General features: G+C 54.8%; 20 protein-coding genes and 1 riboswitch. Of the genes, 4 read left to right on the top strand and 16 right to left on the bottom strand.

Annotation, left to right across the window (positions count from 1 at the left end):
• Nucleotides 1–7: 7 nt before the first annotated feature.
• The 4 genes from EVJ26_RS12450 to EVJ26_RS12435 all read right to left on the bottom strand — a co-directional run bounded on the left by EVJ26_RS12450 (nt 8) and on the right by EVJ26_RS12435 (nt 4,170).
• A complete protein-coding gene (locus EVJ26_RS12450; protein ID WP_131467950.1) occupies nt 8–1,003 on the bottom strand; it encodes an aspartate-semialdehyde dehydrogenase in 996 nt (331 codons plus the stop codon).
• 12 nt (nt 1,004–1,015) lie between these two features.
• The gene (locus EVJ26_RS12445; RefSeq protein ID WP_070328972.1) at nt 1,016–2,215 is read right to left on the bottom strand and encodes an aspartate kinase; all 1,200 of its coding nucleotides are present in this window, start codon (nt 2,213–2,215) and stop codon (nt 1,016–1,018) included.
• 114 nt (nt 2,216–2,329) lie between these two features.
• Nucleotides 2,330–2,510, bottom strand: a riboswitch (Lysine riboswitch).
• A 77-nt stretch (nt 2,511–2,587) separates the two neighbouring features.
• On the bottom strand, nt 2,588–3,016 hold the full coding sequence (locus EVJ26_RS12440) for a GNAT family N-acetyltransferase (RefSeq protein ID WP_131456715.1): 429 nt from the start codon (nt 3,014–3,016) through the stop codon (nt 2,588–2,590).
• Complete coding sequence (locus tag EVJ26_RS12435; protein ID WP_131467948.1) at nt 3,010–4,170, bottom strand: alanyl-tRNA editing protein; 1,161 nt, start codon at nt 4,168–4,170, stop codon at nt 3,010–3,012. The genes EVJ26_RS12440 and EVJ26_RS12435 overlap by 7 nt, the downstream gene beginning before the upstream one ends.
• A gap of 95 nt (nt 4,171–4,265) precedes the next feature.
• Between EVJ26_RS12435 and EVJ26_RS12430 the strand changes: the two genes are divergently transcribed.
• Nucleotides 4,266–4,994: a GntR family transcriptional regulator gene (locus tag EVJ26_RS12430; RefSeq protein WP_131456711.1), complete on the top strand. Its 729-nt coding sequence runs from the start codon at nt 4,266–4,268 to the stop codon at nt 4,992–4,994.
• A 34-nt stretch (nt 4,995–5,028) separates the two neighbouring features.
• Here the strand turns inward: EVJ26_RS12430 and EVJ26_RS12425 are convergent, their stop codons facing one another.
• The 4 genes from EVJ26_RS12425 to EVJ26_RS12410 all read right to left on the bottom strand — a co-directional run bounded on the left by EVJ26_RS12425 (nt 5,029) and on the right by EVJ26_RS12410 (nt 9,747).
• Nucleotides 5,029–6,132, bottom strand: coding sequence for an LCP family protein (locus tag EVJ26_RS12425; RefSeq protein WP_131470613.1), 1,104 nt, complete (start codon nt 6,130–6,132; stop codon nt 5,029–5,031).
• Between the two features lie 156 nt (nt 6,133–6,288).
• Nucleotides 6,289–7,053 (bottom strand): glucosamine-6-phosphate deaminase, encoded by a 765-nt coding sequence (gene nagB / locus EVJ26_RS12420; RefSeq protein WP_131470611.1) that lies wholly within the window; start codon nt 7,051–7,053, stop codon nt 6,289–6,291.
• Complete coding sequence (nagA, locus tag EVJ26_RS12415; RefSeq protein ID WP_131470609.1) at nt 7,050–8,198, bottom strand: N-acetylglucosamine-6-phosphate deacetylase; 1,149 nt, start codon at nt 8,196–8,198, stop codon at nt 7,050–7,052. The genes nagB and nagA overlap by 4 nt, the downstream gene beginning before the upstream one ends.
• Nucleotides 8,199–8,376: 178 nt before the next feature.
• On the bottom strand, nt 8,377–9,747 hold the full coding sequence (locus EVJ26_RS12410; protein WP_131456703.1) for an MATE family efflux transporter: 1,371 nt from the start codon (nt 9,745–9,747) through the stop codon (nt 8,377–8,379).
• A 39-nt stretch (nt 9,748–9,786) separates the two neighbouring features.
• On the opposite strand from EVJ26_RS12410, the gene EVJ26_RS12405 reads away from it, so the two are divergent.
• Entirely contained in the window at nt 9,787–10,560 is a 774-nt protein-coding gene (locus tag EVJ26_RS12405; protein WP_131456701.1) for a CHAD domain-containing protein, read from the top strand.
• On the opposite strand, the gene glsA is transcribed toward EVJ26_RS12405, so the two are convergent.
• Together glsA and EVJ26_RS12395 are read right to left on the bottom strand one after the other, a co-directional pair.
• Nucleotides 10,557–11,498, bottom strand: a complete 942-nt coding sequence (glsA, locus tag EVJ26_RS12400; RefSeq protein WP_131456699.1) for a glutaminase A — start codon at nt 11,496–11,498, stop codon at nt 10,557–10,559. The two genes, EVJ26_RS12405 and glsA, sit on opposite strands and share 4 nt — an antisense overlap.
• A gap of 59 nt (nt 11,499–11,557) precedes the next feature.
• Nucleotides 11,558–11,737, bottom strand: coding sequence for a hypothetical protein (locus tag EVJ26_RS12395; RefSeq protein ID WP_070328819.1), 180 nt, complete (start codon nt 11,735–11,737; stop codon nt 11,558–11,560).
• A gap of 112 nt (nt 11,738–11,849) precedes the next feature.
• On the opposite strand from EVJ26_RS12395, the gene hemG reads away from it, so the two are divergent.
• Both hemG and EVJ26_RS12385 read left to right on the top strand, forming a co-directional pair.
• Nucleotides 11,850–13,217 carry a protoporphyrinogen oxidase gene (gene hemG / locus EVJ26_RS12390; protein WP_131470607.1) on the top strand — a complete coding sequence of 456 codons (1,368 nt, stop codon included), beginning with the start codon at nt 11,850–11,852 and terminating at the stop codon, nt 13,215–13,217.
• Nucleotides 13,214–14,287, top strand: a complete 1,074-nt coding sequence (locus tag EVJ26_RS12385; protein WP_131456695.1) for a TIGR04053 family radical SAM/SPASM domain-containing protein — start codon at nt 13,214–13,216, stop codon at nt 14,285–14,287. Before hemG ends, EVJ26_RS12385 begins: the two co-directional genes overlap by 4 nt.
• A gap of 33 nt (nt 14,288–14,320) precedes the next feature.
• Here EVJ26_RS12385 and clpB read toward each other — a convergent pair whose 3' ends face one another.
• The 6 genes from clpB to pcrA all read right to left on the bottom strand — a co-directional run bounded on the left by clpB (nt 14,321) and on the right by pcrA (nt 25,222).
• Nucleotides 14,321–16,912 carry an ATP-dependent chaperone ClpB gene (gene clpB / locus EVJ26_RS12380; RefSeq protein WP_131456693.1) on the bottom strand — a complete coding sequence of 864 codons (2,592 nt, stop codon included), beginning with the start codon at nt 16,910–16,912 and terminating at the stop codon, nt 14,321–14,323.
• Nucleotides 16,913–16,930: 18 nt separating this feature from the next.
• Nucleotides 16,931–17,797: a DnaJ C-terminal domain-containing protein gene (locus EVJ26_RS12375; protein ID WP_070328816.1), complete on the bottom strand. Its 867-nt coding sequence runs from the start codon at nt 17,795–17,797 to the stop codon at nt 16,931–16,933.
• A gap of 140 nt (nt 17,798–17,937) precedes the next feature.
• Entirely contained in the window at nt 17,938–19,047 is a 1,110-nt protein-coding gene (locus EVJ26_RS12370) for a CamS family sex pheromone protein (protein ID WP_236634111.1), read from the bottom strand.
• 205 nt (nt 19,048–19,252) lie between these two features.
• Nucleotides 19,253–20,746: an LPXTG cell wall anchor domain-containing protein gene (locus EVJ26_RS12365; RefSeq protein WP_131470605.1), complete on the bottom strand. Its 1,494-nt coding sequence runs from the start codon at nt 20,744–20,746 to the stop codon at nt 19,253–19,255.
• A gap of 255 nt (nt 20,747–21,001) precedes the next feature.
• The gene (ligA, locus tag EVJ26_RS12360) at nt 21,002–22,996 is read right to left on the bottom strand and encodes an NAD-dependent DNA ligase LigA (protein WP_131456687.1); all 1,995 of its coding nucleotides are present in this window, start codon (nt 22,994–22,996) and stop codon (nt 21,002–21,004) included.
• A 9-nt stretch (nt 22,997–23,005) separates the two neighbouring features.
• Nucleotides 23,006–25,222: a DNA helicase PcrA gene (gene pcrA / locus EVJ26_RS12355; protein ID WP_131456685.1), complete on the bottom strand. Its 2,217-nt coding sequence runs from the start codon at nt 25,220–25,222 to the stop codon at nt 23,006–23,008.
• Nucleotides 25,223–25,243: the final 21 nt, after the last annotated feature.

Raw genomic sequence — 25,243 nt, 5'->3', positions numbered from 1 at the left:
TTCCCCCTTATTTCGTAGCGACTTGCCCGATCATGCACTGGGCGATTTGAACGGCATTCGCCGCCGCCCCTTTGCGGACGTTATCGGCGACACACCAGAGATGGAACGTGTTCGGTTGCGACTCGTCGCGGCGGACGCGACCGACGTACACTTCGTCCGTCCCGTTCGCATCGAGCGGCGTCGGGTAGACGAGCTCGCTCGGGTTGTCCATGAGGACGACGCCTGGCGCGTCACTGAGGACCGCCTTCACTTCCGCGAGCGTCGCTTCACGCTCGAGCGTGACCGTGATCGAGACGGCGTGGCTGTTACGGACCGGGACGCGGACACACGTCGCCGTCACACCTAATTCTGGTGCGTTCAAAATTTTGCGTGTCTCGTCGATCATCTTCTGTTCTTCTTTCGTGTAGCCGTTCTCGAGGAAGACATCGATATGCGGCAGCACGTTATCGTAGATCGGATACGGGTAGTTTTGCGGCTCTTCACCGCGGGCGCCCCGTTCGAGGTCTTCGATGCCTTTTTGTCCCGAACCGGAGACGGCTTGGTAAGACGTATAGGCGACACGCGTCAATCCGTACACTTCGGCGAGCGGTGCGAGGGCGACGACCGATTGGATCGTCGAGCAGTTCGGATTGGCGATGAGCATCTTGTCCGGGCCCAGTTCGACTCGGTTCACTTCTGGTACGACGAGCGGGATTCCTGCTTGCATCCGGAACGCGCTCGAGTTATCGATGACGATGACCCCTTGTTCACTCAGGCGCGGTGCATACTGTTCACTGATGCTACCACCGGCCGAGAACAAGGCGATGTCGATCGCGTCTGCGTAAATCGCGTCCGACAGTTCACGGATGACGATGTCGCGACCGTTCACTTCGACTGTTTTCCCAGCCGAGCGGGCTGACGCGTATAGTAATAGTTCGTTGATTGGAAACTCATATTCTGTGAGCACGTCGATCATCTTTTGACCGACGGCGCCTGTCGCACCGATGACGGCAACGTTATACATGGTAACTCCCCCTTATAAATGGAAACGCTCCGCGATGGCCGCGACCGCCGCTTCAACGTCTTGATCGTTAATCGTGTAAGAGATGCTGATCTCTGAAGTTGTGACTTGATAGAACGGGATTCCGCTCTCACGGAACGTGGCGAACAATCCGGCTGCGACACCGGTCGCGTCACGCATGCCGATGCCGACGACCGAGATTTTTGCATGTTCGGTATGACGGTCGATTTTAATTTGTGGGAACGCCTCCGTCAGTTCGGCGAGCGCTTCTTCGAGGAACGCCTCCTCGTCAAGTGGACAAGTGAACGACAGGAACACTTCACCGTCGAACGCTGTCTGACTGATCATGTCGATATTGACGTGACGCTGTGACAACTTCTCGAAAATATCGGCAACCCCTGCCACTGAATGCGGAATATGTTTGATCGAGACGCTGAGCACGTTTTTCACGACGCTCACGCTCGTCACCGCTTTTTGTTCCATCGCCTGTGTCATATCCATGATCCATGTTCCTCCTTCGCTCGATAGCGTCTTCCCTACAAAGATGTTCACATCATATTTTTTGGCCAGCTCGACGCTGCGCATTTCCATCACTTTCGAGCCGAGCGCGCTCATTTCCATCATCTCGTCATACGAGACGGTATCTAGGCGCCGTGCCGTTTTATGGATACGCGGATCGGCCGTATAGACACCGGCGACGTCCGTATAAATCTCACAACGTTTACTGAGGACGGCGGCAAGTGCGACGGCTGTCGTATCAGAACCACCGCGTCCGAGCGTCGTTACATCCCCGAACTCGTTGACGCCTTGGAAGCCGGCGACGATGACGACGTCATTCGTTCTGAGCCTTTCTTCCAACACTTCTTTCCGGATCGCTTTGATCTTACTTTTCGTGTGAATGCCCATCGTGTCGATCCCGGCCTGTTGCCCCGTGAGCGAGATGGCGGCGACGCCTCGTGAGTTCAAGGCGATGCTGAGTAGACTGATCGTCTGTTCTTCTCCGACGGCGAGCAAGCGGTCGAGCTCACGAATCATCGGACGCTCTGTAATTTGTTTTGCGAGTGACAGGAGTGAATCGGTCGTTTTCCCCATCGCGGAGACGACGACGACGAGTTTCTCGCCAGCGACGACTCGTGTCTGTAAATATTCAGAAATTGCCTGAATCTGTTCGATTGTGGCAACAGAACTTCCTCCAAATTTTAGTACGGTTGTCATCAGGTTCCCCACTTTCATGATGTCGACCAACAGAAAAAGCGGCAGACCGGTAGGAAGCACTCTCCCTACGGTCTGCCGCTTGTACGCGCAGTTGAAAAACGATTAAAAAATCGTTCCGTAGATAGCGCTCCATGGCATTTCATCCATGGCAGTGTAGGCGTTGTTCACGACTACCCCAGCCTTCGTTCGTACGCATGCGAACGTTGACTTCGGCGAATTTCCCCTTTCGGCTCGATCCGGAATGCGTCCGTTTCAATCAAGCTTACTCATGTCATTCGCAACCTCTATCTGTCAGTTGTTAGTTTTAGTTATAACAAATGCTTTCCGGCTTGCCAACCTTTTTTTAGAAAAAAAGAAACTTTCTAAAAATAATCACCACGACTTCTTCATCATCCGATGCGGGATATCGGCGTCTAAAAACTCATCACCGAACGTCGTATAGTCGAGCCGTTCATAGAACGGGAGCGCCGTCAGTTGAGCGCCGAGCTTCAACTCATGCAGCCCGCTCTCGCGCGCCACATCCTCGATTTCGAGCATCAGCTTTTTCGCATATCCGTTCCCTCTCGCCGATGCGAGCGTGGCGACCCGTTCGACTTTGCCGACACCGTCCCCGATCGGTCGCAGCCGTGCCGTCGTCACGGGCTCCCCGTCTATCGTCCCGACGAAATGGATACAGACTGAATCGAGGTCGTCATATTCGAGCGCCGGGTCAATCCCTTGCTCGCCGATAAAGACAGCCTCCCGTACGGAACGGGCTCGTTCGATGAGCGGCGTGTCGTTGCCGTGTTCAATCGTCAACATGACACCACTCCTTCCTGTAACCGTTTGACGACTTCTGCCGTGGCCCGTTCTAGGTCGACGATCGATTCGAAGCGGGCTTGGGCTTGTTTATGACTGCCACCGCCCCGACCGATGCCAAGGTCGTCTAACGTCCGTTTTAAAAACTTGCCGATGGCGATGTCATGCGTCCCGTCATGCATGAGTAACAGTTTTTGTCCGGTATGATTGGCACCGACGGCAATCCGTCCGGTCGCCGCGATCCGTTCGACGATCATCGTCGTGAGCGTCTCCGCCTCGGTCTTGCCGATGTGCGTGATGACGTAATTGTCCTCTTGTAAGAATGCTGCGACTTTCGCCTTGGCGACCCGGGCCTCGAGCACCTTCACTTCTTTTTCACGTTCGAGTCGCGCCGTGCGCTCTTCGGCGACACGGGCCGCGACCGTCTCGTTCGTCGTCGACAACGTTTGATGGATCGCCCGTAGCGCGGTGCGCGAAGATTGGATGACCGTTAGTGCCCGCATCCCTGCGACATACGTCAAACGAACGTTCCCCCGCACTTTTTTCATCGAGGTCACTTTAATGATTCCGAGCTGGCCGGTCGTCGACACATGCGTCCCTCCGCAAGCGTTATAATCGAGTCCATCGATTTCGACGATCCGAATCGTGCCGGTGCGATCCGTCGCTTTACGTAACCGGTCATGCTCGACTTCGCCATCCTGTAATTCAAAAATGTGAATCGGTCGGTTGTCGAAGATGATCTGCTGAACGTCACGTTCTAACGTTTCGATTAACGCCCAATCGAATGATTCGGCCGCGATCTCGATCGATGACTCGTCAGCACTGATCCCAAAACTGAGCGTCTCGATACCGTATCGGTCTTCAAGCAAGGCCGTCAGCACGTGTTGCGCCGTGTGTTGGATCGAGTGGTCGTGACGTGTCGCTGCGTCGATTTGACCGATCACTACCGTTGCTTCGTCGATTGGCTCGTTGACGAGGTGCCACACGGTCGGGTCGTCACGTTGCACATCTAAAACGGCTTGTCCGCCAATCGTCCCTGTATCGGCCGGTTGTCCGCCACCTTCCGCGTAAAAATGTGTTGCTGCAAGCGCAATCCACGTGCCCCGCTCATCTTCCCGCTGCGCTGTCACCGTCGTTTCAAATTGCCATGAGTTCATATTGGTCGCCACCTTTTCTGCATGATATGTTCAGACAACTAGTCTGATTTGGTCTATAATAAGGAACACTTACCCTTAGGTCAGGAGCGATATGTATGTTACAGATTGATAAAAAGTCCCCGTTACCTATTTATTATCAAATCGAAGCCTATTTAAAGCAACAAATAGATGCTGGCGAGCTCCAACCCGGCGAATCGATCCCGTCCGAACGGGAATATTCGGAGCGGTATAACGTCAGCCGGATGACGGTGCGCCAGGCGATCACGAACCTCGTCAACGCCGGTTATTTGAGCCGTCAAAAAGGACGTGGTACGTTCGTCGCCAGTAAAAAGATCACGATGGCGCTGTCCGGTTTGACGAGTTTTTCAGAAGAAATCAAGCACCGGGGCATGCGTCCGTTCAGCCGTCTATTGTCATTCGACACGATTCCGGCCTCGAATAAAATCGCGCAGAAATTGAATGTCGCAGCCAGTACGCCGGTCTATGAGATGAAGCGTCTCCGACTCGCCGACGAGGACGTGCTCGCTTTAGAGACCGCCTATATCCCGGTCGCCTTATTGCCCGAACTGACCGAGGCAGATGCCGTCGGCTCGATTTATGAGTTCGCCGAACAGTCCGGCCTGCGTTTGAAAAACGCGACACAGACGCTCGAAGCCCGAAGCGCCGGACCTGTTGAAGCGAAGCTGTTGACCATCTCCCCGAACGCGCCCGTCCTATTGATCGACCAACGGACGTATCTCGAGAACGGCGACATGTTCGAATACAGTCGTTCTTTGTTCCGCGGCGATGCGTATTCGTTCACTGTCGCGATGGAACGCACCTAAAAAATGGTTTGCCCCGCTGAGGGCAAACCATTTTTTATTGGGCTTCGTATGTGATGCCGGACGGGTCGAACATATAAGACTCGAGCTCCGTCTCCGTCATCGCTTCGACTTCGTTGCCGGAATCCGCTTGTTGCACACGGTACCGGACCTCGTCGAGCAACGGTTCGTTCAAGAAGTAATAGAAGTGGCCGTCATTACCACGCGCACCTTCTCCGGTCAATTGATATTGAACCGTGTTGTTGAGCGCACCGACGTCTTCGATCAAACGCATATAGTCGTTCGGTCCGAGCGTCGTCTGCATGTTGTCACCGACCGCTTTGAGCACTTTGTCATAGTTGTTGATCAATGACGTGCCGAGCGACTGCTCGAGCACGGCGTTGATGACTTCCATTTGACGTTGGCCGCGCCCGATGTCCCCGCGCGGGTCGTCATAGCGATTTCGGACATAAGCGAGTGCTTCTTCACCCGACAGCTGCTGAAGACCGGCTTCGACTTGGACGGCTTCACGGGATGCGTCATAACTCTTCTGTTCAGACGAGAACGGAACGTCGATTTCGACGCCTCCGACGGCATCGATGAAGTCGACGAAGCCTTGGAAGTTGAGCGACACGACGTGGTCGATTTCAACACCGACTAGGTCTTCAACCGTATTCGTCGACATGCGCATACCGTTGTTCGGATCCGACTCGTCCATCGATCCGAAGTAGTAGGCGTGCGTGATTTTGTCTTGATCAAGACCGGTCTTACCGTACGGGATATCGAATCCTGTGTAATCGATATTGACGTACGAGTCTCGCGGAATACTGAGCATCGTCGTCTGCTTGTCTTTCTTGTTCAAAATGACGACAATCATGACGTCAGAGCGACCGAACTCCCCTCGCGCTTTCTTTTGCGGGGAGAGGTCGGTGCCGAGCACGAGGAAACTTTCGGTGTCCTCTTTATCAAACCGGGTCGGTTCGATCGTCGGGTCGTCCTCGAGCGTCACTTGTGTGCCGGACAACATGTTGTGCGCTTTATAAAAAGCCGCCCCATACATGCTAGAGCCGACGATGACGGCAATGAGGATCAGCGAGCTGAACACTTTATAAAACGTAGACGGACCTTTACGCCGTCTACGCGCCTGGGTTCTTGAGTTCATGTTTTTCTCCTTCACGGTCGAATGATACGAGCTTCACTTATTATAGAGGAATCCTCGAGTTTTGTCGAAAACGTTTTGATGACAAACTCATTTCCATACAATTTCCCATAATCGCAACCAAAAAAACCTGGGGACGTGCGTCCCCAGGTTGAACGGTTATGAGCGGATCGAGAAGAAGCGTTCGGCTGCTTCGCTTCCGCGTGCCTGTAAAGCTTGCGCGCACTGTGAGGCCGCCTCGGTATCAAGTACGATCGTGACACTCGGATGCGCCTGCAAAATCGTCGCGGGCCAATCGACAGACGGCACACTTTCGATCATGTGATGGACCGCGTTCGCTTTTCGGTCTCCCGTTGCGACGAGAACAATCTCGCGCGCGTTCATGATCGTATCGAGTCCCATCGTGATCGCGTGCGTCGGGACTTCTTCGCTTGCATCGAAGAAGCGGCGATTCGCTTCCCGCGTCGACTCGGTGAGCGCTGTCACGTGCGTCTTCGCATCGAGCGCCGTCCCCGGTTCGTTGAACGCGATATGCCCGTTTTCACCGATCCCGAGCAGTTGCAGATCGACACCGATTGATCGGACGAGCTGTTCATACCGCTCCGCTTCAGCATCAGGGTCTTTTGCGTCACCACGCGGAAGATGGCTTTCTTTGAACGGAACATCGTTGAACAGACGTTCTTCCATGAAATGATAGTAGCTTTGAGGATGACTCGGAGCAAGCCCGATATATTCGTCCAAATTGACGCTCGTCACATGGCGGCAATCGAGCTGGTCCTGCTTGAACATTTTATACATCCCGACCGGCGTGCTCCCCGTCGCCAGCCCGAGTATGAACTCCCGTTTCCCGGCCAACCGCTCTTTAATAAGCGTGTAGGCAATCTGTTCAGCGTCCGCTGGTGTCTTCGCTACTAATATATTCATTTCACGTCCTCCTTCTCAAATCCGATGCGTCCTTGGTGAATTGTCTGCTCGACCGTCAATGAGCCGTCCCAGATGACGAGATCAGCGTCAAACCCGGCTGCGATTGACCCTTTTTTACTCATGCCAAACTCCGCGGCTTGGTTCGCGGACGTCATCTTCACGGCTTCTTGAATCGTGCACTCGGTGAAGGCGATGATGTTGCGGAACGCCGCGTCCATCGTCAACACACTTCCAGCCAAGTTACCGGCTTCAAGCCGCGCCGCACCATCCTCGACGATGACCGGTTGTCCCCCTAGCTCGTAACGCCCGTCCGGAAGACCTTTCGCCCGCATCGCATCCGTGATGACGACGAGACCGTCCGCGCCTTTCAAGCGATACGCGAAATCGACCATCTCCGGACGGCTGTGAATCCCGTCCGGAATGATTTCGACCATGACGTCGCGTTCTAACAGGCAGTAACCGACCGTCCCCGGTTCACGGTGGTGCAGCCCGCGCATTTGGTTGTATAAATGTGTGCCGTGCTTCACGCCAGCCGCTTTGTTCTCGGCAAACGTCGCATTCGTGTGACCGGCTGAGCCGATGGCACCCGATTCCATCATCGCCCGCTCAAGCTCTCGTGCGCCCGGGCGTTCTGGTGCGTACGTGACGAGTCGGATGTGACCGCCCGCCTCGTCTTGCCAGATGCGAAACTGTTCGGCGTCAGGATCGATAATATATTCTGCCGGTTGAGCCCCCGCGTTCTCGACGTTGACGAACGGTCCTTCTAGATGGATACCGGCAACCGTCGTCTCGTTTGACTCGATGACGTCTCGGACAGACTCGAGCGCCTTGGTGATGGCTTTCGGTGACTGCGTGATCGTCGTCGCAAAAAACGAGGTCACCCCTTCGGCGAGCATCGATTGACTGAGGAGTCGTAACCGGTCTCGGTCCGCATCCATCGTGTCGACGTCATAACCCCCGTGAACATGTATATCAATCATGCCCGGTGTCACGAGTTTTCCCGCGACATCGAGCACTGTCTCATCTCCGGCCTCATAGTCAGCCATCGCCCCGACCGCTTCAATCGTCGCCCCGTTTATCCGAACGTAACCCCGTTCCCACGTCTCTTGTCCAGAAACGAGGTGTGCGTTAATAATCACCATCATCAGTCATCCACCCTTTCACTACTATTCTCGACAATAGCATAACAAAAATCAGTATAGTTGTATAGACCAATTTATTCATTTTAAAAAAATCATCAAATCATCAGTCATTTGCCCGACTTCCCTGCGACTCAAACAAAAAAAGGCTGAACCCGGGCGAACCAGATTCAACCTTATTCTGTCACGCTGTCTCTTCGACAGCTGCTTTGGCATTGTATCGTTTGACGATATGGACGAGGCGCATGAACAAGAGCACTGCCCCGGCGGCAAGTCCGACGATGAGCCCGATCCAATAACCATCGGGACCGAATCCGAACCGTTCCGCGAGTAAGAAACCGAGCGGCAGCCCAATCACCCAGTAGGCGATGAGCGACAATACGAGCGTCACGTTGACGTCTTTGAAACCGCGCAAGATGCCTTGAATCGGTGCGGCGACGGCGTCAGACAATTGGAAGAAGACCGCAAAGATCATGAAGTGGGCCGCAAGTTCCACGACAGCGGCGTCATTCGTATAAATGGCGGCGACGCGTTCATTCTGCCAGAACAACAAGGCGCCTGAAAATGACGATACGGCCAGACAGAGCGCGATCCCAATCTTGGCATAGCGCACCGCGTCTTGGAGTCGGCGCGCACCGAGTTCATAGCCGACGACAATCGTCAAAGCGCTCGAAGCGGACAACGGCAACATATAGACGAACGAGGCAAAGTTGATCGCCGCTTGGTGGGCGGCGACGATATTGTCCCCGTACTCGCTAAGGAGCAGGGTCACGGCCGCGAAGATGCTGACCTCGGCAAAGATGGCGAGGCCGATCGGCGTCCCGAGCTTGAGCAGCTCTTTTTGGCGCGGCCATGCTAAACGATCCGGCGCGCGCAGGAACCGATACTCAAGGAACGGTTTCCCGCTCCGGACGAACGCGAACGCCATGAAGAAGAGAAGCCAATAGGTGATGGTGGAAGCGATGCCGGCTCCGATGCCCCCATAAGCAGGGATTCCGAGCTTCCCGAAAATGAAGATGTAGTTTAACCCGACGTTAATGGGTAACCCTAATAGTATAAGCAACATGGAAATCCGGGTTTTTCCGAGTGAATCCATGAGCGTCCGGAGCACGTTGAACAAGAACATCGGCAAGACGCCGAATCCGAGCGCGAGCAAATAACCTTTGGCGATCCGTTTTCCTTCCTCGCTTAGCCCCATCCCGTCCACTGCGGCCGGAACGAGGAACGCACCGAGGACGAGTGTCGCGATACTCAGTCCGATCGCTAAGTAAACGCCTTGATACAGCGTCCGTTGGATATGTTGGATATTACGGGCCCCGAGCGCCTGAGCGACAATCGGTGCGACGGCAAGCAGAATCCCGCTCAGTCCCGTATAGACCGGCATCCATAGACTCGAGCCGACACCGACGCCAGCCAAGTCGACGGCTCCGGCTCGGCCTGACATGACCGTATCGAAGAAGCTGATTAAGTAAAATGATACTTGTGTTACTAAAATCGGAAAGAAAATCGTAAAAAATAATTTTATTTTTTCGTTAAGTGAATGCGTTTGATACATGGACAACCCTCATCTCATTTCAGAAAGGAACAAATTCGGATGAATCAACGGAATGCAGAGAAGCTAAAGTACGAACTATTGGAAACATGGAATACGTTCAACCATTATATGACCGAAGCGCTCACCTTTCAAAACACAGAAGACGTGCATCAGGCCCGGGTCCATTTGCGCAAGTTGCTGACGTTCATGCAACTGTACGACACGAAACCTTCTACGTATCGGCAATTGAAACAGCTGATGGAAGCGCTCGGCGCGGTCCGTGACGGGGACGTGTTGCTCCAAGGTCTCGCGCTCGAGACCGGGCTCGAGCAGGCGTTTGCCGATCACATGGAAGCGAACCGCGAAAAAGACCGGACATTATTAAGTTCGCGCGTCACCGAAAAGATGACGCCGTCGCTCGACCAACAAGTGCGCCGCTTCATCGGCGGTCAATTGTATCGCTCGTTAAAGAAGCAAGACGCCTCAGCGTTTCTCGATAAGGCAAAATCGGAGCGGAAACGCCGCGTCGAGTCCCACCACCACGCCACATCAAAGCATGACCGGCTCGAGGCACTCCATAAAGTCCGGCTCGCCGTGAAGCGTGAACGCTACTTGCACGAGTACTTGTTAAACTACGAAGAAAAGGCCTCGAAAGACCAGGTCCAAAAGTTAAAACGGCTCCAAACCGAGCTCGGTGAGATGAACGACCGTCATCAATTGCTGCTGCGCTGGACCGATTTTTCACCGCCGACCGAATACGTTTCGGCGTATGAACGACTCATCGACACACTGCACGAGCAACTTGACGCTTCTGTCGACGCTATCAAGCTCTAGCGTGACGTGTAGCGTTCGACGAGCAGTTCGAGTAGCTTCATACCAGCAATCGAATTGCCTTTTGAGTCGAGCGCGGGGCCGAAAATCCCGAAGCCGACGTCGCTCAGTCCGAGTTCGTGCTTCCCGGTCGCGAGAATCGCACCCGACACCCCGCTCTTCCCTGGCAGACCGACACGGACCGCAAACTCACCGGAGGCGTCATACATGCCACAAGTCGTCATGATCGCTTTGACGATGCGGACGACCCGGCGCGGAATCAACTCTTCGCCTGTGACCGGGTCTTCCCCGTTGCCCGCGAGCACCCGTCCGATGCGGGCCAAGTCAAAACAGTCGATCTCGATGGCACATTGTTTCGTATAGACGTCGATGATCTCATCGACGTCACCTTCCACGATGCCGTGGTGGCGCATGAAATAAAGCAAGGCCCGGTTCAAGTCGGTCGTCTCGTATTCCGAGCGGGCGACTTTTTCGTTGTACGTCACTTCTTCGACCGGCACGTCGAGCAACGTCGCTAAAAATTGACGGAACTGATAAATTTTAAGTTCCGCCGTATCCCCTAATATCATGCTCGTGACGGCTAGCGCCCCGGCGTTAATCATCGGATTGAGTGGTTTTGATGGCACGGTCTCTTCGAGCTTGGCGATCGAGTTGAACGCATCACCCGTCGGCTCCATCCCCACTTTCGAGAACACGAAGTCCTCGCCGAACTCCATCAACACGTAACAAAGCGCGAGTGCTTTCGAGACGCTTTGGATCGTAAACTTATGATGGACATCACCCGCATGGATGTAAGAACCGTCAGGCAGGCAAATCGCCACGCCGAGCAAGTCGTCCTTGACATGTGCGAGCTCAGGGATATAATCCGCCACTTTTCCTTGAGCCGTATACGGACGGCACTCGTCGACCAAATGTGCCAACTGCTGTTCTAATACGTTCATCAAAATCACCTCATATCCGATAGTTTACAACCGGCTCATCTTATCATATCTTCTCAAGCTTAGCCATCAGGCGGACCGTCATCTTTGGACGATCCTGGCTTGTACCAGTCCTCGTCGGCCCAAATGACCGGCGGACTTTCCTCATCCCCGGCAAGCTTCTCTCCATGTCGGTTCATCGCGGCGATGAATGCGACAATCCCAACGACGACAATCGAAGCTGTGATGCCGAACCAAACCATAGTCGCCCCTCCCTTTCATCCGTGACAATTTCGTCTAGAACCGCGTGATACTTATCCTATGTCTACACGCATATTCTCGGTACGGTTAATTCGAAGACTATTATAGAAATGGGTGAATCGATTGAACAACATTGCGATTATCGGGGGCGGCATCACGGGTATGGCCGCTGCCTACTATGCGAAACAGGCTGGTGCACACGTCACACTCTATGAATCGAGTGATCGGGTCGGCGGGAAAATCAAGACGGTTTATCGGGACGGATTTGTACTCGAATGCGGTCCCGACGGTTATATGGCCAGAAAGCCGACGTTGACCGAGCTCATCACCGAACTCGGTCTTGATGAACAGCTCGTTCGTTCACAGACTGGCACGTCTTACATATACGTTCGAAACAAGTTACGGCAAATGCCAAAAGGTTCCGTCATGGGCATTCCCACGAAATTTTGGCCGATGGTGAAGACCGACCTGTTCACGTGGCGTGGAAAGGCTCGGGCCGGGATGGACTTGGTGCTCCCCCGCGTCTATGCGGGCGAAGACATTTCGCTCGACACGTTTTTCCGGACCCGGCTCGGCTCTGAAGTCGTCGAATCGATGATCGAACCGCTCCTATCAGGCATTTATAACGGGACGCTTCAAGATATGAGCATCGAGTCTACTTTCCCTCAGTTTATCACGATTGAACAAAAAACACGCAGCTTGATTCTCGGCATGAAAGCACTCACGCCGCCTGTACAAGCCGGAGTGAAACCGCGTGAGGCCGGGAAGTTTTTATCGTTACAAAACGGGCTCGGAATCCTCATCGAGGCGCTCCGTCCGTCGATCGACCGCCTCTACACCGGCACCAGTGTCGCCTCGGTCCGCCCTCATGAGATCGAACTCGAGGACGGCACGATCGAACAGTTTGACGGCATCATCTTAGCGACTTCGCCGAATGCGCTCGGCCCGATCCTCGGAATCCCCGAGGCGGAGCGATTATCTCAATTGAAGCGCACCTCATCGATCACCGTCCTCGCTGCGTTCGACGAGAAAGATGTGGCGGCGCTCGACGGGACAGGTTACGTCATCGCCAAAGCGGAAGCCAATGCGTTGACCGCCTGCAGTTGGATGCATAAGAAATGGCCTCACATGGCACCGAAAGGTAAGGCGCTCTTGCGCGTCTATATCGGTTCCGATCACGTGCCCGCCTTATTAGCTGCAACGGATCAAGCGGTCGCCGAGTTTGCGTTAAACGAGCTCCGCAAAATTCAACACGTCGGGACACCGCTTTTCACGAAAGTCGAGCGCCACGTCGATACGATGCCACAATACGAGGTCGGTCATAAGCAACATGTGCACGCGTTCGAACATGCCTTGGCCGCTCTCGATGGCGTCGAGGCGTGCGGGGCGATCTTACACGGGGTCGGGCTTCCCGACTGTGTCGATTCCGCCAAACAGGCCGTCATGCGGGCGATGACGGCGAAGCAGGTAGTGCGCTCATGAAACGGATTGATTACAACGAGAACCCGTTCATCGTCATCTGGGAAGTGACGCGCGCCTGCGCCTTGTCTTGCGTCCATTGCCGGGCCGAGGCGCAGTACCATCGTTACCCGGATGAATTAGACACGGCGCAAGGCAAAGCGCTCATTCGTGACATTTACGCGATGGACAACCCGATTCTCGTCTTCACAGGCGGTGACCCACTCATGCGTGAAGACTTGTTCGAGTTGACTGAATACGCGGCGTCACTCGGCATGCGCGTCTCAATGACCCCATCAGCGACGCCACGGGTGACTCATGACGCGGTCAGACGGGCCAAAGCGGCCGGGTTGACACGCTGGGCGTTCTCGCTCGACGGTGCCGACGCGAAAGCGCACGATTATTTCCGGGGGACACGCGGCAGCTTCGAGCGGACGATCCGCGGCATCTCCTATTTCCGGGAGGAAGGCATGTCGTTCCAAATCAATACGACCGTGACCGAGTACAACGTCGACCAACTGCCAGAGATCGCGAAACTCGTCGGTGAGCTCGGCGTCTCGGTCTGGACGCTGTTCTTCCTCGTCCCGACCGGTCGCGGCTCGCTCCTGCAACCGATCTCGCCGGAACGACATGAGGACGTGCTGCGCTGGGCGTTCGCGCTGCAAGAACATGTGCCATACATCATCTCGACGACCGAGGCCCAGTTCTATCGCCGGGTCGCCCGGCAAGAAAATCAAAAACGGAAAGACGCAGGACTCGCGCCGATCGGTCATCCGCATGACGACCTCGCCAAAGCGCCGCGCGGGACGAATGACGGCAACGGCTTCGTCTTCATCTCTCACACCGGTGATGTTCAACCGTCCGGCTTCCTGCCGATCAAGTGCGGCAATGTCAAAACGACACCGCTTGCCGAGATTTATCGGAAACATCCGGTGTTCAAGACGCTGCGGGACCCGGACACGCACGGCGGCAAATGCGGCTACTGCGAATACCGTTACTTATGCGGCGGATCGCGTGCCCGAGCCTACGCCGTCACCGGCGACTATAAGGCAGAGGAGCCGTATTGCACGTATCAACCTGAACACGCTAAATAAGGAGCACAGGCCGAGGCCTGTGCTCCTTATTGTTTAGTACGCCACCGTCGTCGGACGGAGCGTCAATTCTCCGTTCTCGACGTCGATCATGACGGTCTGACCATCCTCGACGTCACCGGCGAGAATGCCGCGCGCGAGCTTCGTCTCGATCGTCCGTTGTACGTAACGGTTGATCGGACGGGCGCCAAACTGTGGCTCGTATGCTTCGTCGGCGATGAACGCTTTCGCCGCGTCCGAGATTTCGATCCGAATCGAGCGTGCCGTCAAGCGGCTGCCCATCCGAGCGACCGCTTTCTCGACGATTTGCCCGATTTGGGCGCGCGTGAGCGGATGGAACAAGATCGTCTCATCGACCCGGTTCAAGAACTCCGGCCGAAAGTGGCGACGGAGCCGCTCGATGACTTGACGTTCTTCCTCTTCATCGATGATACCGTCTTTCGCGGCCTCGAGTAAAATGTCGGCCCCGATGTTTGAGGTCATGATGACGATCGTGTTCTTAAAGTCGACGACGCGACCGTGTGAATCGGTCAAGCGACCGTCATCGAGCAATTGTAGCAAGATGTTGAACACGTCGGCGTGTGCTTTCTCGACTTCGTCAAGCAAGAGCACCGAGTACGGGCTGCGGCGCACCGCTTCGGTCAATTGACCGCCCTCTTCGTAGCCGACGTATCCTGGAGGTGCCCCGACGAGGCGAGATACGGCGTGTTTCTCCATGTACTCACTCATGTCGAGACGGACGATGTGGTCTTCAGAATCGAACATCGCTTCGGCGAGCGCTTTCCCGAGCTCGGTCTTCCCGACCCCGGTCGGACCGAGGAACAGGAACGAGCCGATCGGACGGTTCGGGTCTTTAATGCCGGCCCGGGCCCGGATGACGGCGTCGCTGACGAGTCGGATCGCCTCATCTTGTCCGAAGACACGTTGATGCAGTACCGTCTCGAGGTTGAGCAACTTGTCGCGCTCACCTTCTGTCAACTTCGTCACCGGGATGCCCGTCCATTTCGAGACGACCTCGGCGATCTCTTCTTCCGTCACTTCTTCCCGGACGAGTTCACGCGTCACCGAGCCGGCGAGACGCTCCGCTTCGGCGAGGTCACGTTCGAGCTCTGGAATCCGTCCGTACTTCAACTCGGAAGCCCGGTTCAAGTCGTAGCGGCTCTCGGCTTCTTGCAGTTCGAGCTTCACTTTCTCGAGGTCCCCGCGAATGTGTTGGACGCGGTGTGTCGACTCTTTCTCGTTCTCCCAGCGCAGGCGGAGCGCATCCGCTTGTTCACGCGTCGAGGCGAGCTCTTGCTGGAGCACGTCGAGACGTTTTTTCGAAGCCTCGTCGCTCTCTTTCTTCAAAGCGGCCTCTTCGATTTCAAGTTGCATGACGCGGCGTACGAGTTCGTCGAGTTCAGCCGGCATCGATTCCATCTCGGTCCGGATCATCGCACACGATTCGTCGACAAGATCGATCGCCTTGTCTGGCATGAACCGGTCGGTGATGTAGCGATTCGACAGCACAGCCGCCGCGACGAGCGCGTTGTCATGAATGCGGACGCCGTGATGGATCTCAAAGCGCTCTTTCAATCCGCGCAAAATCGAGACCGTGTCTTCGACGTCCGGCTCGGCGACGAGCACTTGCTGGAAGCGCCGTTCGAGCGCCGGGTCTTTTTCGATATATTGGCGGTACTCATCGAGTGTCGTCGCGCCGATACAGTGAAGTTCACCGCGGGCGAGCATCGGTTTGAGCATGTTGCCCGCGTCCATCGCGCCTTCCGATTTACCGGCCCCGACGATCGTGTGCAACTCGTCGATGAAGAGGATGATCTTCCCTTCCGCCTCTTTCACTTCGTTCAAGACCGCTTGTAACCGTTCCTCGAACTCGCCGCGATATTTGGCACCGGCGACGAGCGAGCTCATGTCGAGACTGAAAATCGTCTTGTCTTTTAAGCTTTCCGGGACGTCACCGCGGACGATGCGCTGGGCAAGCCCTTCGACGATCGCCGTCTTCCCGACCCCTGGCTCCCCAATGAGCACCGGGTTGTTTTTCGTCTTCCGGCTCAAGATGCGGATGACGCGGCGAATCTCACTGTCACGCCCGATGACGGGGTCGATCTTTCCGGTCTTCACTTCTTGAATCAAATCACGGCCGTACTTCGTCAAGACGTCGTACGTCGCTTCCGGTGACTTCGACGTGATGCGTCGGTTGCCGCGCACGGCGACGAGCGCCTCGCGCAACTTGTCCTCGGTCACGCCTTTACGCTCGAGCATCGCTTGCGTCTGGCTCTTGTTGAGGAGGATGCCGAGCAAGATGTGTTCGACCGAGACGTACTCGTCACTCATACCGGTCGCTTCACGCTCAGCTGTCGTCAACACGTTAAGCAGCGAGGCCGAGATCATCGGTGTCGTCGGGTTTTGAAGTTTCGGTGCGTTCTTGAGTGCCATCGCGACCTCTGCCTCGATCTCCGCGACGTTCAACTCCATCTTTTGCAACAACAGTGGAATGATGCCGTCAGCTTGCGAAATCATCGAGGCGAGGACGTGCCATTCATTCATCTCGCTATGATGATACTGTTTAGCAAGTGCTTGCGAACTGACGATCCCTTCATGCGCTTTATCTGTAAATCGATTGAAATCCATGTTGTTTCCTCCTTATGCTCAGCGTTCTAGTTGTTCATAAACAGACCGGTGGGCGGCGTCGAGCGGCAAGTCGACCTCGAGTTGGATGAACAAGTCGGACCGGACTTTTGAAGCGGTCATGAAACCACGACCCGGAATCCGCATCCGCTGGCCCGGACGTGAGCCCGGTTTGACTTTAAGCTTGACGCGGCCGCCGTCGAGCGTCGCGACGACGACTTCGGTACCGTCTAGGAAAGCGAGTGGCCGCAACCGTTTGACGGTGATGACGTTCGCTCCTTCTCGTCGATACGTCTCGTCATCGGTGAAATGGAGTTCGACGTACACATCGCCCCGGTCGCCTGATTGACCGACTTTGCTACTCTTGCCTTTCAGTCGAAGTTTCTGGCCCTCATGGGCGCCTTGCGGAATCTTCACGTTGACCGTACCCGTTTGCAGGCGCAAACTCACTTTCGAATCACTCGTCAACTGGCTGAGCGGCACGTTGACCCGGACCGTCTCATCTAAGTCTTCTTCTACCGCTTGGTTGAAGAAACTTCCGAACATGTCGTCGAATCCGAACGTCCGCGACGTCGTGCGTGATCCGCCACCGAACTGACGGAACAAGTCTTCAAATTGCGCCGAACCTTCCCCGTATCCGTCACCGTCATACGTCCCTTGACCGAACGTCGGGCCTTCCGGACTGCCGTAACGGTCATAATTCGCTTTCTTGTCGGGGTCGCTCAACACATCGAACGCTTCTTGGATTGCTTTGAACTGATCTTGTGCCCCCGGCTCTTTATTCACATCCGGATGATATTGTTTCGCTAATTTTCGATAAGCTCGCTTAATGTCTTGGTCGGATGCCTGTTTCGACACGCCAAGCACGTCATAGTAGTTTTTCGTCATCTCGATTCACCTCACCTTATTCTTTCCCGTTTCTGTTAAGTCTATTCTACCGATTTGGTCAAAGAAGGTCAAAGATTTTCCTCGTTACAATACATACGAAAAAAAGAGGCGCTTCGTTTCATTACGAAGCACCTCTTCTGTTAAAAGTAAACTTTCGGTGTAGCCATGCCTTCTTCGAACACGATCGTCACTTCTTGTGTGCCACCGAGTGAGGTGACATTGATACGGACCGGGACGTTCCGATTGTATTCCCAACGGTTCTCAAGCAAACCGACGACGTGTTGCGTGAAACCGACGAGTTCGGCCCGGCTGTAGAATTGGATCGGGATGTCGATCTCGATGCGTGACAAGTCACCGTTCTGATAGAATCCTTTACCGATCATGCCGCTGAAGTCAGGGAAGACATCAGCGATTCGGTCGCTAAACAACGTGAACTTCTGTGCGTCATCACGCACTTCGGTCGTCGCCGTATTCGATGGGAAGTAGTAGTACTTCTCGTCGATTGCTTTCCAATCAGACGCGGCCACTTCCGCACCTTCCCCGACGAACGCTGACTTGACATAATTGCCCGGTGTCGGTGACCCTTGCGCCGACTTCATGTATAGGGCGACGTTAATGTCAAGACCCTTAAAGTCTTCACGCTTCCGCAGTTGTGCGACGAGTTCATTTGCCATCCGTTCCCCTTCTGCGATGACTTTTTTCGCATCTAACTTTTCCGTGTAGGTCGGACCGAAGTTCGGGGCCTGGAAGACGTACTCGCGGTTCAAAATGAGGGCGAATGAGACACCGTCGAGTTGATATCCGCTATCCGTCTTTGTCATATAGTTTTGTTCGACGAGCGACGCCAAATAGAGCGGCGACTTCTTGTTTTCTTCGACGAACTTGGCATCTGCCACTTCTGCCGTCCCGTTCGCATAGGCCGGGTTGAGCGGTGTCAGACCTTCAGACGTTTTATCTTTTCGTCCGAGCAGACGAGAGACGTCTTCAGCCTTCAATAATTGCCCTTCTTGATAAACGTATTGTTCAGGCGCGAACGCGCCGGTCGAATGACGCATGAGACCAAGCTCGACTTCTTCTAGTTCGAGCGATGAGCTGACTTGGCGTTGGGCGAGCCCGCGCGCTGCGGCCGGCTTGAATGGAATTATCATCTGGTAATACGAGTCACGCGCTTCAATCGCTTGTGTGACACCTTCTGACGTCGTCTCGTTCCCGGTCGGCGTCACTTCTTCTTCCCCCATCGGAATTTTCATTGAACACCCACCGAGAAATACCGTCGCGGCGAGAGCGGGGATTATTATTTGTTTCCATTTCATCTATGTCCAAACTCCTTTGACGAATCAATTCGTTATACACTTCGTCCATTATAACAAAATCGTCTGTTGAAAAAAGTGTCGAAGCGGAATCAGTCGAGAATCACAAAAATACGTCCCTCGACTTTCATCGAAGGACGTATGCTCAAGTTTTTGAAGACGGCCGGCGCCGGTGTGTGAAGAACAATAGGCCAAGTACGATCAAGACGAGGCCAATCACAGTAGCCCACGTCTCGGTCGTGCCGGTCATTGGCAATGTGCCTTGCTCAGGTGACACGGGCGTGGTCGGTTCTGGTACGTATGCTTCCTCGTCTTCCCGCTCCGGAATCGCTTGTTTGACGTGGACTGTCGTTTCCGCCGCCCGGGAGACGCGAGCTGCCTCGTTGACTTCAAACGTGAACGTGACCCGGTTCGTCAAAATCCCCCCGGCTCGAACATCGTATGACGGCAGCAACACTTTTTCTAGTTCGAGCACGACTTCCTCGCCCGGAATCAATCCGTTCTCGACTTCAGCGAGCGCTCGCATCCCGTCGCGGAGCACCTCTGTCGTCTCGCGTTGTTCTTTCGCTGTCAAAGCGCCGCTCGTCCACTCTTCCACCACGTCGACGAAGTAAAGGGTGACGTTCGACGTATTCGTGAGCGTGTACGTATAGAGGATCGTCTCGCCCGGATGAACCGTTTGCGGGTTCGCGACTTTCGTGACCGTGAAATCGAGCCGGTTGAGCAAAACGATTTGCTGACTTTCGGCGTTGACGACACGCCCCGATTCATCTGTCGCAGCGACACGGAAGATGTTCCCAACTTCAGGATGCATCACTTGGTCGTAGTCGCTCGGCACATCGAGAATTACAGTCGTTTCGACGCGTTCGCCGGAAGCGAGACCATCGTCACCGATGAGCGCCGTCAACTTGCTGCGTACTTCCTCGTTGAAAGCAGTGATGGCATCGTCTTGAATCCCACCGCTGAAAAACTCGTCTTCAATCGACGTGATCGTCAACGTCGCATCGCCCGTGTTCTCGATGACGAACGTATAAGGGATGCTCCCTCCGACGACGGCTTGGTCGATGTTCGCCTCTTTGCCGACTTCAAGTCCGATTGCGACCGCTGGTTCGACCGTCGTTGCTGCCACTTCTTCGGTCATCGGCGCTTCGGTTGCCGGTTCTGTCACTTCGCTCACTGGTTCACTGCTCTCGTCGGTGACACCAGGTTCTGCCACTTCGCTCATTGGTTCACTGCTCTCGTTGGTGACACCAGGTTCTGTCACCTCGAGCGCTGGCTCTTCAATCGGTAGCTCTTCAATCGGTAGCTCAGCTGTAATCGATGCTGGCGTAAACGAGTACGGTACGCCTTCCTCGTTATATAACGTGACTTGATCAATCAAGGACGTCTCGACTGCTTGAACGTCCACGATAAAACGCCAGACGTCCGCGGTCTCGCGAACCCCATAATACGTAATATCGGCATAGACAAGACTAGCTTCGTCTAGTGTCGCTTGCTCTTCAGCGGTGAGATCGACTTGGACGTACAGAGTGCTCGTTTCCGTCGTGTCGCTTGCATAAAGAACGTTTGGTGCCCACATGCCGATGAGTAAAACGAATAACGTGATGAATGCCGTGAACCGTTTGGTGGCGCTACGCATGGTGGTCCCCTCCTCTAAGATGTATGTCCATCAGTGACAAAATGTCCCGACGACAGCGCTCTGGCACGGAGGGGAGATAGAGGGTGAGTGTGCACGAGTCGTGGTGTCAAGAGTACCTCGGTTGCAGAAAAAATTTACAATTTTGTTGTTACTATTCATTACCCGTCCACCACTTTAGTGAATCCGTCCATATACTGAGATTTTTATAAATCAAGTCAATGAAAAAAGACCCTCGCTTCTTTGAGGGTCTTCCGTTCAGACGTGTTCCGCTAAAAAGGCGAGCAGTTTCGATTCATCCCATACTTCGACACCGAGCGCTTCGGCTTTCGACAGTTTTGAACCTGCCTTCTCGCCAGCGACGAGGAGATCGGTGTTCTTACTGACACTTCCGGTCACGCTCGCGCCGAGGAGTTCTAACCGTTTTCCCGCCTCACCGCGTGTCATCTCATACAACTTCCCGGTCAAGACGACCGTCTTACCAGCGAGCGGGGCGTCGGCGGCGACGGACCGCTTCACTCCTTTGAACGTCAAGTTGACACCGGCCGTATCGAGTTCACGGACGAGTTCACGCGCCTCAGGCTTCTCGAAGTAAAGAACGATCGATTCCGCCATCTTCGTCCCGATCCCGTCAATCTCGATCAACGCTTCAACCGAGGCGTCCATAATCGCGTCCATCGTCTCGAACCGCTCTGCGATGAGTGAGGCCGCTTTCTGACCGACGAGACGAATCCCGAGGGCGAACAACACCCGTTCAAGCGAATTCTGTTTCGATTGTTCGATTGCGGCGAGCAAGTTCGTCACTGACGTCTCACCCATCCGTTCTAAATCAAGGAGCGCTTCTCGCTCGAGGACGTACAAGTCGGCGACGTTATGGACGAGGCCGGCCGCATGAAGCTGGGTAATGACTTTTTCACCGAGACCGTCGATATTCATCGCTGGTCGCGACACGAAATGAATCAGCCCTTCGAGCAGTTGGGCCGGACATTCCGGGTTGACGCAACGATGATCCGCCTCACCGTCTAAGCGGACGAGTTCGGACTCACAAGCCGGGCACCGAGTCGGGAAAACGATTTCTGCCTCGTTCCCGGTCCGTTCGCTGACGAGCGCGGACACGACGGCCGGAATGACGTCCCCGGCCTTTTTAATGACGACCCGGTCGTTGATGCGAAGGTCTTTCTCTTTGATAAAGTCTTCGTTATGGAGTGTCGCGTACGTCACGGTCGATCCCGCGACCGCGACCGGCGCGAACCGGGCCCGCGGCGTCACTTTCCCCGTCCGTCCGACACTGAAATCGACGTCTTCGATCGTCGTGACGACTTCTTCGGCTGGGAATTTATAGGCGACGGCCCAGCGCGGGCTCTTGGCCGTAAAACCGAGCTGTTCTTGTTCTTCGTAAGCGGCGACTTTGATGACGATCCCGTCAATTTCATACGGAAGTTCTGAACGTTTCGTCACGTACATCTCGATATAGTCCCACAGCTCGTCCGCTGTCCGACATGTCGTATATTCCCCGCTCACGGCGATCCCGAGACGCTTCAAGTATTCGAGCGACTCATCATGTGACGCGACGAGCTCATCGTTTGAGACGAGCCCATACGCGAAGAAGGCGAGATTTCGTGACGACGCGATCTTCGAATCGAGCTGACGGAGCGACCCGGCGGCAGCATTACGCGGATTCGCGAACAACGGCTCCCCAAGGCGTTCCCGCTCGTCGTTCAAGTGTTCGAACGAACGTTTCGGCATATACGCCTCGCCGCGTACTTCAAACGTCACATCCTCATTCAGACGGAGTGGGATCGTGCGAATCGTCTTCAAATTTTGCGTGATGTCTTCACCTGTCGTCCCGTCTCCACGCGTCGCCCCGCGCTTGAAGCGACCGTTTTCGTATTTGAGCGAGACGGCAAGACCGTCGAACTTCAGCTCGGCGACGAACAACGGGGCATAGCCAAGATCTTTTTCAATCCGCTCGACCCACTCGATCAAATCGTCTTTCGAGAACACGTTGCCGAGCGAGAGCATCGGGGTATCGTGCGTCACTTTCACGAACGCATCGAGCGGGGCACCGCCGACGCGTTGCGTCGGCGAATCCGGGCTCCTAAGCTCCGGATAGTCCGTCTCGATTTGAATCAACTCGTTCATGAGCCGATCGTACTCGGCGTCCGGGACGCTCGGCCGGTCAAGTACATAATATTCATAGCCGTATTGGTTCAACTTTTGTCGTAACGTTTCGACGTGTTCTGTCATCTCCATACGATCACCTCACGCTTTTTCGATCGGGGCAAATTTGGCGAGCAGGCGTTTAATGCCGACTTGCGGGAAGGCGATATCAAGTTCGAGCTGATCGCCCTCGCTACGTGTCTGAACGACCGTCCCTTGTCCCCATTTTTTATGATTCGCTTTATCCCCGACTTGCCAGCTTATCGACTCGGCACCTGACGATTGGGCGACTTTTGGCTTCGGTTTCGAGCTGAACCCATTGACTGGCAACTTCCCAGGTGATTCGACCGGATTCCACGGCATCGCTTTTTTCGCTTTGCCCGAACGTTCGAGCAGCGTTTCCGGCAACTCGTGCAAGAAACGGGATTCCGGATTGTTTTGGAACCGTCCGTACAACATGCGCGACTGAGCCCGTGTCAAATAAAGGCGCTTCTCGGCACGGGTGATGCCGACGTAGGCGAGACGGCGTTCTTCTTCCATCTCTTCCGGGTCATTCAACGAACGGCTGTGCGGGAACAGCCCTTCTTCCATCCCGATCAAGAAGACGACCGGGAACTCGAGCCCTTTTGCCGAGTGAAGTGTCATGAGCGTCACTTGATGCAACTCATCGACCTCTTCGAGCGAGTCAAGGTCTGAGACGAGCGTCAAATCGGTCAAGAAGGCGACGAGCGTCTGCTCTTCGCTCTCCTTCTCAAAGTTTTGAGCGACGGAGAGAAATTCTTGTAAGTTCTCGAGGCGGCTCTCGGCTTCGAGCGTCTTCTCGATTTTAAGCATCTCTTCATAGCCTGACTTCTTCAGTACTTCTTCAATCAGTTCAGAGATCGACAAATAGTCTGCCATTTGCCGAAGGTCGATCATAAGCTGGCGGAACTCGGTCAGCTTCGTCGCCGCTCGCGGCGCGATACCCGACAGTTCGATGTCGCGAATCGCTTCCATGAGCGAGACGCCTTGCATACCGGCGAAGTCGCCGAGCTTATCGACCGTCGCCGCGCCGATGCCGCGTTTCGGTTCGTTGACGACGCGGACGAACGAGAGGTCCTCGTCCGGATTGGCGATCAAGCGCAAGTACGACAGGATGTCTTTAATTTCTTTACGCTCATAGAACTTCGTGCCGCCGACCATCTTGTATGGGATGTTCGACTTGAGCAACGTTTCCTCGAGACCACGCGACTGGGCGTTCGTCCGATATAAGACGGCCATCTGGCCGTATTCGATGCCTTCTTGGCGCAGTTCTTTCATCTCGTTGATGATGAAGAACGCTTCGTCCCGGTCGTCCGAGGCGACGTGGATGAGCAGTTTCTCTCCCTCGTCGTTATCGGTCCATAAGTTTTTGTCTTTACGGGTCGAGTTGTTTTTAATGACCCCGTTCGCCGCTTCTAGAATCCGTTTCGTCGACCGATAGTTCTGTTCGAGCAAGATGACGTGCGCGCTCGGATAGTCTTTCTCGAACGTCAAAATGTTGGCGATGTCGGCCCCGCGCCAGCGATAGATCGACTGGTCTGAGTCACCGACGACACATAGGTTCTCATGAGCGGCCGCGAGCATCTTGACGAGCGTATACTGGGCCCGGTTCGTATCTTGATATTCATCGACGTGGATGTATTGGAACTTCTTCTGATAGAATGCGAGCACGTCCGGGGCTTCTTCGAATAACTGGATCGCTTTCATGATGAGGTCATCGAAGTCGAGGACGTTGTTGTGTTTCAGCTTCTTCTCATACGCCGTGTAGACGTCCGAGATGACTTTTTCGTACGGATTGTTGCCGACGAGTCCGGCCGCGTCTTTCGCTGTGCGCAGTTCATTTTTATGGTTCGAGATCATCCCGAGTAACGTCCGGGGCTCGTACTTCTTCGGATCGAGGTTCAACTCTTTGAGCACTTGCTTGATCGCCGTGAGCTGATCGGACGAATCCAAAATCGAGAAGTTACGGTCGTAACGGATCCGGTCGATGTCGCGGCGCAAGATGCGCACACACATCGAGTGGAACGTCGAAATCCAAATGTCGTCTGCCACGCCGCCGACGAGACGGGCAATCCGGTCTTTCATCTCACGGGCTGCTTTGTTCGTGAACGTGATCGCGAGAATATTCCATGGCGCGATTTGTTTCGACGCCATCAAATAGGCGACGCGATGCGTCAACACACGTGTCTTACCTGATCCGGCACCAGCCATGATCAAGAGCGGACCGTCTGTATATTTGACCGCTTCTGCTTGTGGCGGGTTCATGCCTTTGACTAATTCTTCGCTTAAGTTATACATAGGGGGTATCCTTCCTTATTT

This window comes from Exiguobacterium sp. SH3S1, from assembly GCF_004337105.1.
Taxonomy (GTDB): Bacteria; Bacillota; Bacilli; order Exiguobacteriales; family Exiguobacteriaceae; genus Exiguobacterium; species Exiguobacterium aurantiacum_A.
This window is presented reverse-complemented; position numbering and strand designations above follow the sequence as displayed.

What these genes read in the sequence shown, in the direction of transcription:
- glsA (WP_131456699.1), bottom strand. Translation starts at nt 11,498, where the DNA reads ATGAACGTATTAGAACAGCAGTTGGCACATTTGGTCGACGAGTGCCGT.
- EVJ26_RS12375 (WP_070328816.1), bottom strand. Translation starts at nt 17,797, where the DNA reads ATGACGAAAAACTACTATGACGTGCTTGGCGTGTCGAAACAGGCATCC.
- nagA (WP_131470609.1), bottom strand. Translation starts at nt 8,198, where the DNA reads ATGATGGTGATTATTAACGCACACCTCGTTTCTGGACAAGAGACGTGG.
- EVJ26_RS12410 (WP_131456703.1), bottom strand. Translation starts at nt 9,747, where the DNA reads ATGTATCAAACGCATTCACTTAACGAAAAAATAAAATTATTTTTTACG.
- EVJ26_RS12440 (WP_131456715.1), bottom strand. Translation starts at nt 3,016, where the DNA reads ATGTTGACGATTGAACACGGCAACGACACGCCGCTCATCGAACGAGCC.
- EVJ26_RS12385 (WP_131456695.1), top strand. Translation starts at nt 13,214, where the DNA reads ATGAAACGGATTGATTACAACGAGAACCCGTTCATCGTCATCTGGGAA.
- EVJ26_RS12430 (WP_131456711.1), top strand. Translation starts at nt 4,266, where the DNA reads ATGTTACAGATTGATAAAAAGTCCCCGTTACCTATTTATTATCAAATC.
- EVJ26_RS12435 (WP_131467948.1), bottom strand. Translation starts at nt 4,170, where the DNA reads ATGAACTCATGGCAATTTGAAACGACGGTGACAGCGCAGCGGGAAGAT.
- EVJ26_RS12365 (WP_131470605.1), bottom strand. Translation starts at nt 20,746, where the DNA reads ATGCGTAGCGCCACCAAACGGTTCACGGCATTCATCACGTTATTCGTT.
- EVJ26_RS12450 (WP_131467950.1), bottom strand. Translation starts at nt 1,003, where the DNA reads ATGTATAACGTTGCCGTCATCGGTGCGACAGGCGCCGTCGGTCAAAAG.
- EVJ26_RS12445 (WP_070328972.1), bottom strand. Translation starts at nt 2,215, where the DNA reads ATGACAACCGTACTAAAATTTGGAGGAAGTTCTGTTGCCACAATCGAA.
- EVJ26_RS12370 (WP_236634111.1), bottom strand. Translation starts at nt 19,047, where the DNA reads ATGAAAATTCCGATGGGGGAAGAAGAAGTGACGCCGACCGGGAACGAG.
- pcrA (WP_131456685.1), bottom strand. Translation starts at nt 25,222, where the DNA reads ATGTATAACTTAAGCGAAGAATTAGTCAAAGGCATGAACCCGCCACAA.
- ligA (WP_131456687.1), bottom strand. Translation starts at nt 22,996, where the DNA reads ATGGAGATGACAGAACACGTCGAAACGTTACGACAAAAGTTGAACCAA.
- nagB (WP_131470611.1), bottom strand. Translation starts at nt 7,053, where the DNA reads ATGAATATATTAGTAGCGAAGACACCAGCGGACGCTGAACAGATTGCC.
- EVJ26_RS12425 (WP_131470613.1), bottom strand. Translation starts at nt 6,132, where the DNA reads ATGAACTCAAGAACCCAGGCGCGTAGACGGCGTAAAGGTCCGTCTACG.
- EVJ26_RS12395 (WP_070328819.1), bottom strand. Translation starts at nt 11,737, where the DNA reads ATGGTTTGGTTCGGCATCACAGCTTCGATTGTCGTCGTTGGGATTGTC.
- clpB (WP_131456693.1), bottom strand. Translation starts at nt 16,912, where the DNA reads ATGGATTTCAATCGATTTACAGATAAAGCGCATGAAGGGATCGTCAGT.
- EVJ26_RS12405 (WP_131456701.1), top strand. Translation starts at nt 9,787, where the DNA reads ATGAATCAACGGAATGCAGAGAAGCTAAAGTACGAACTATTGGAAACA.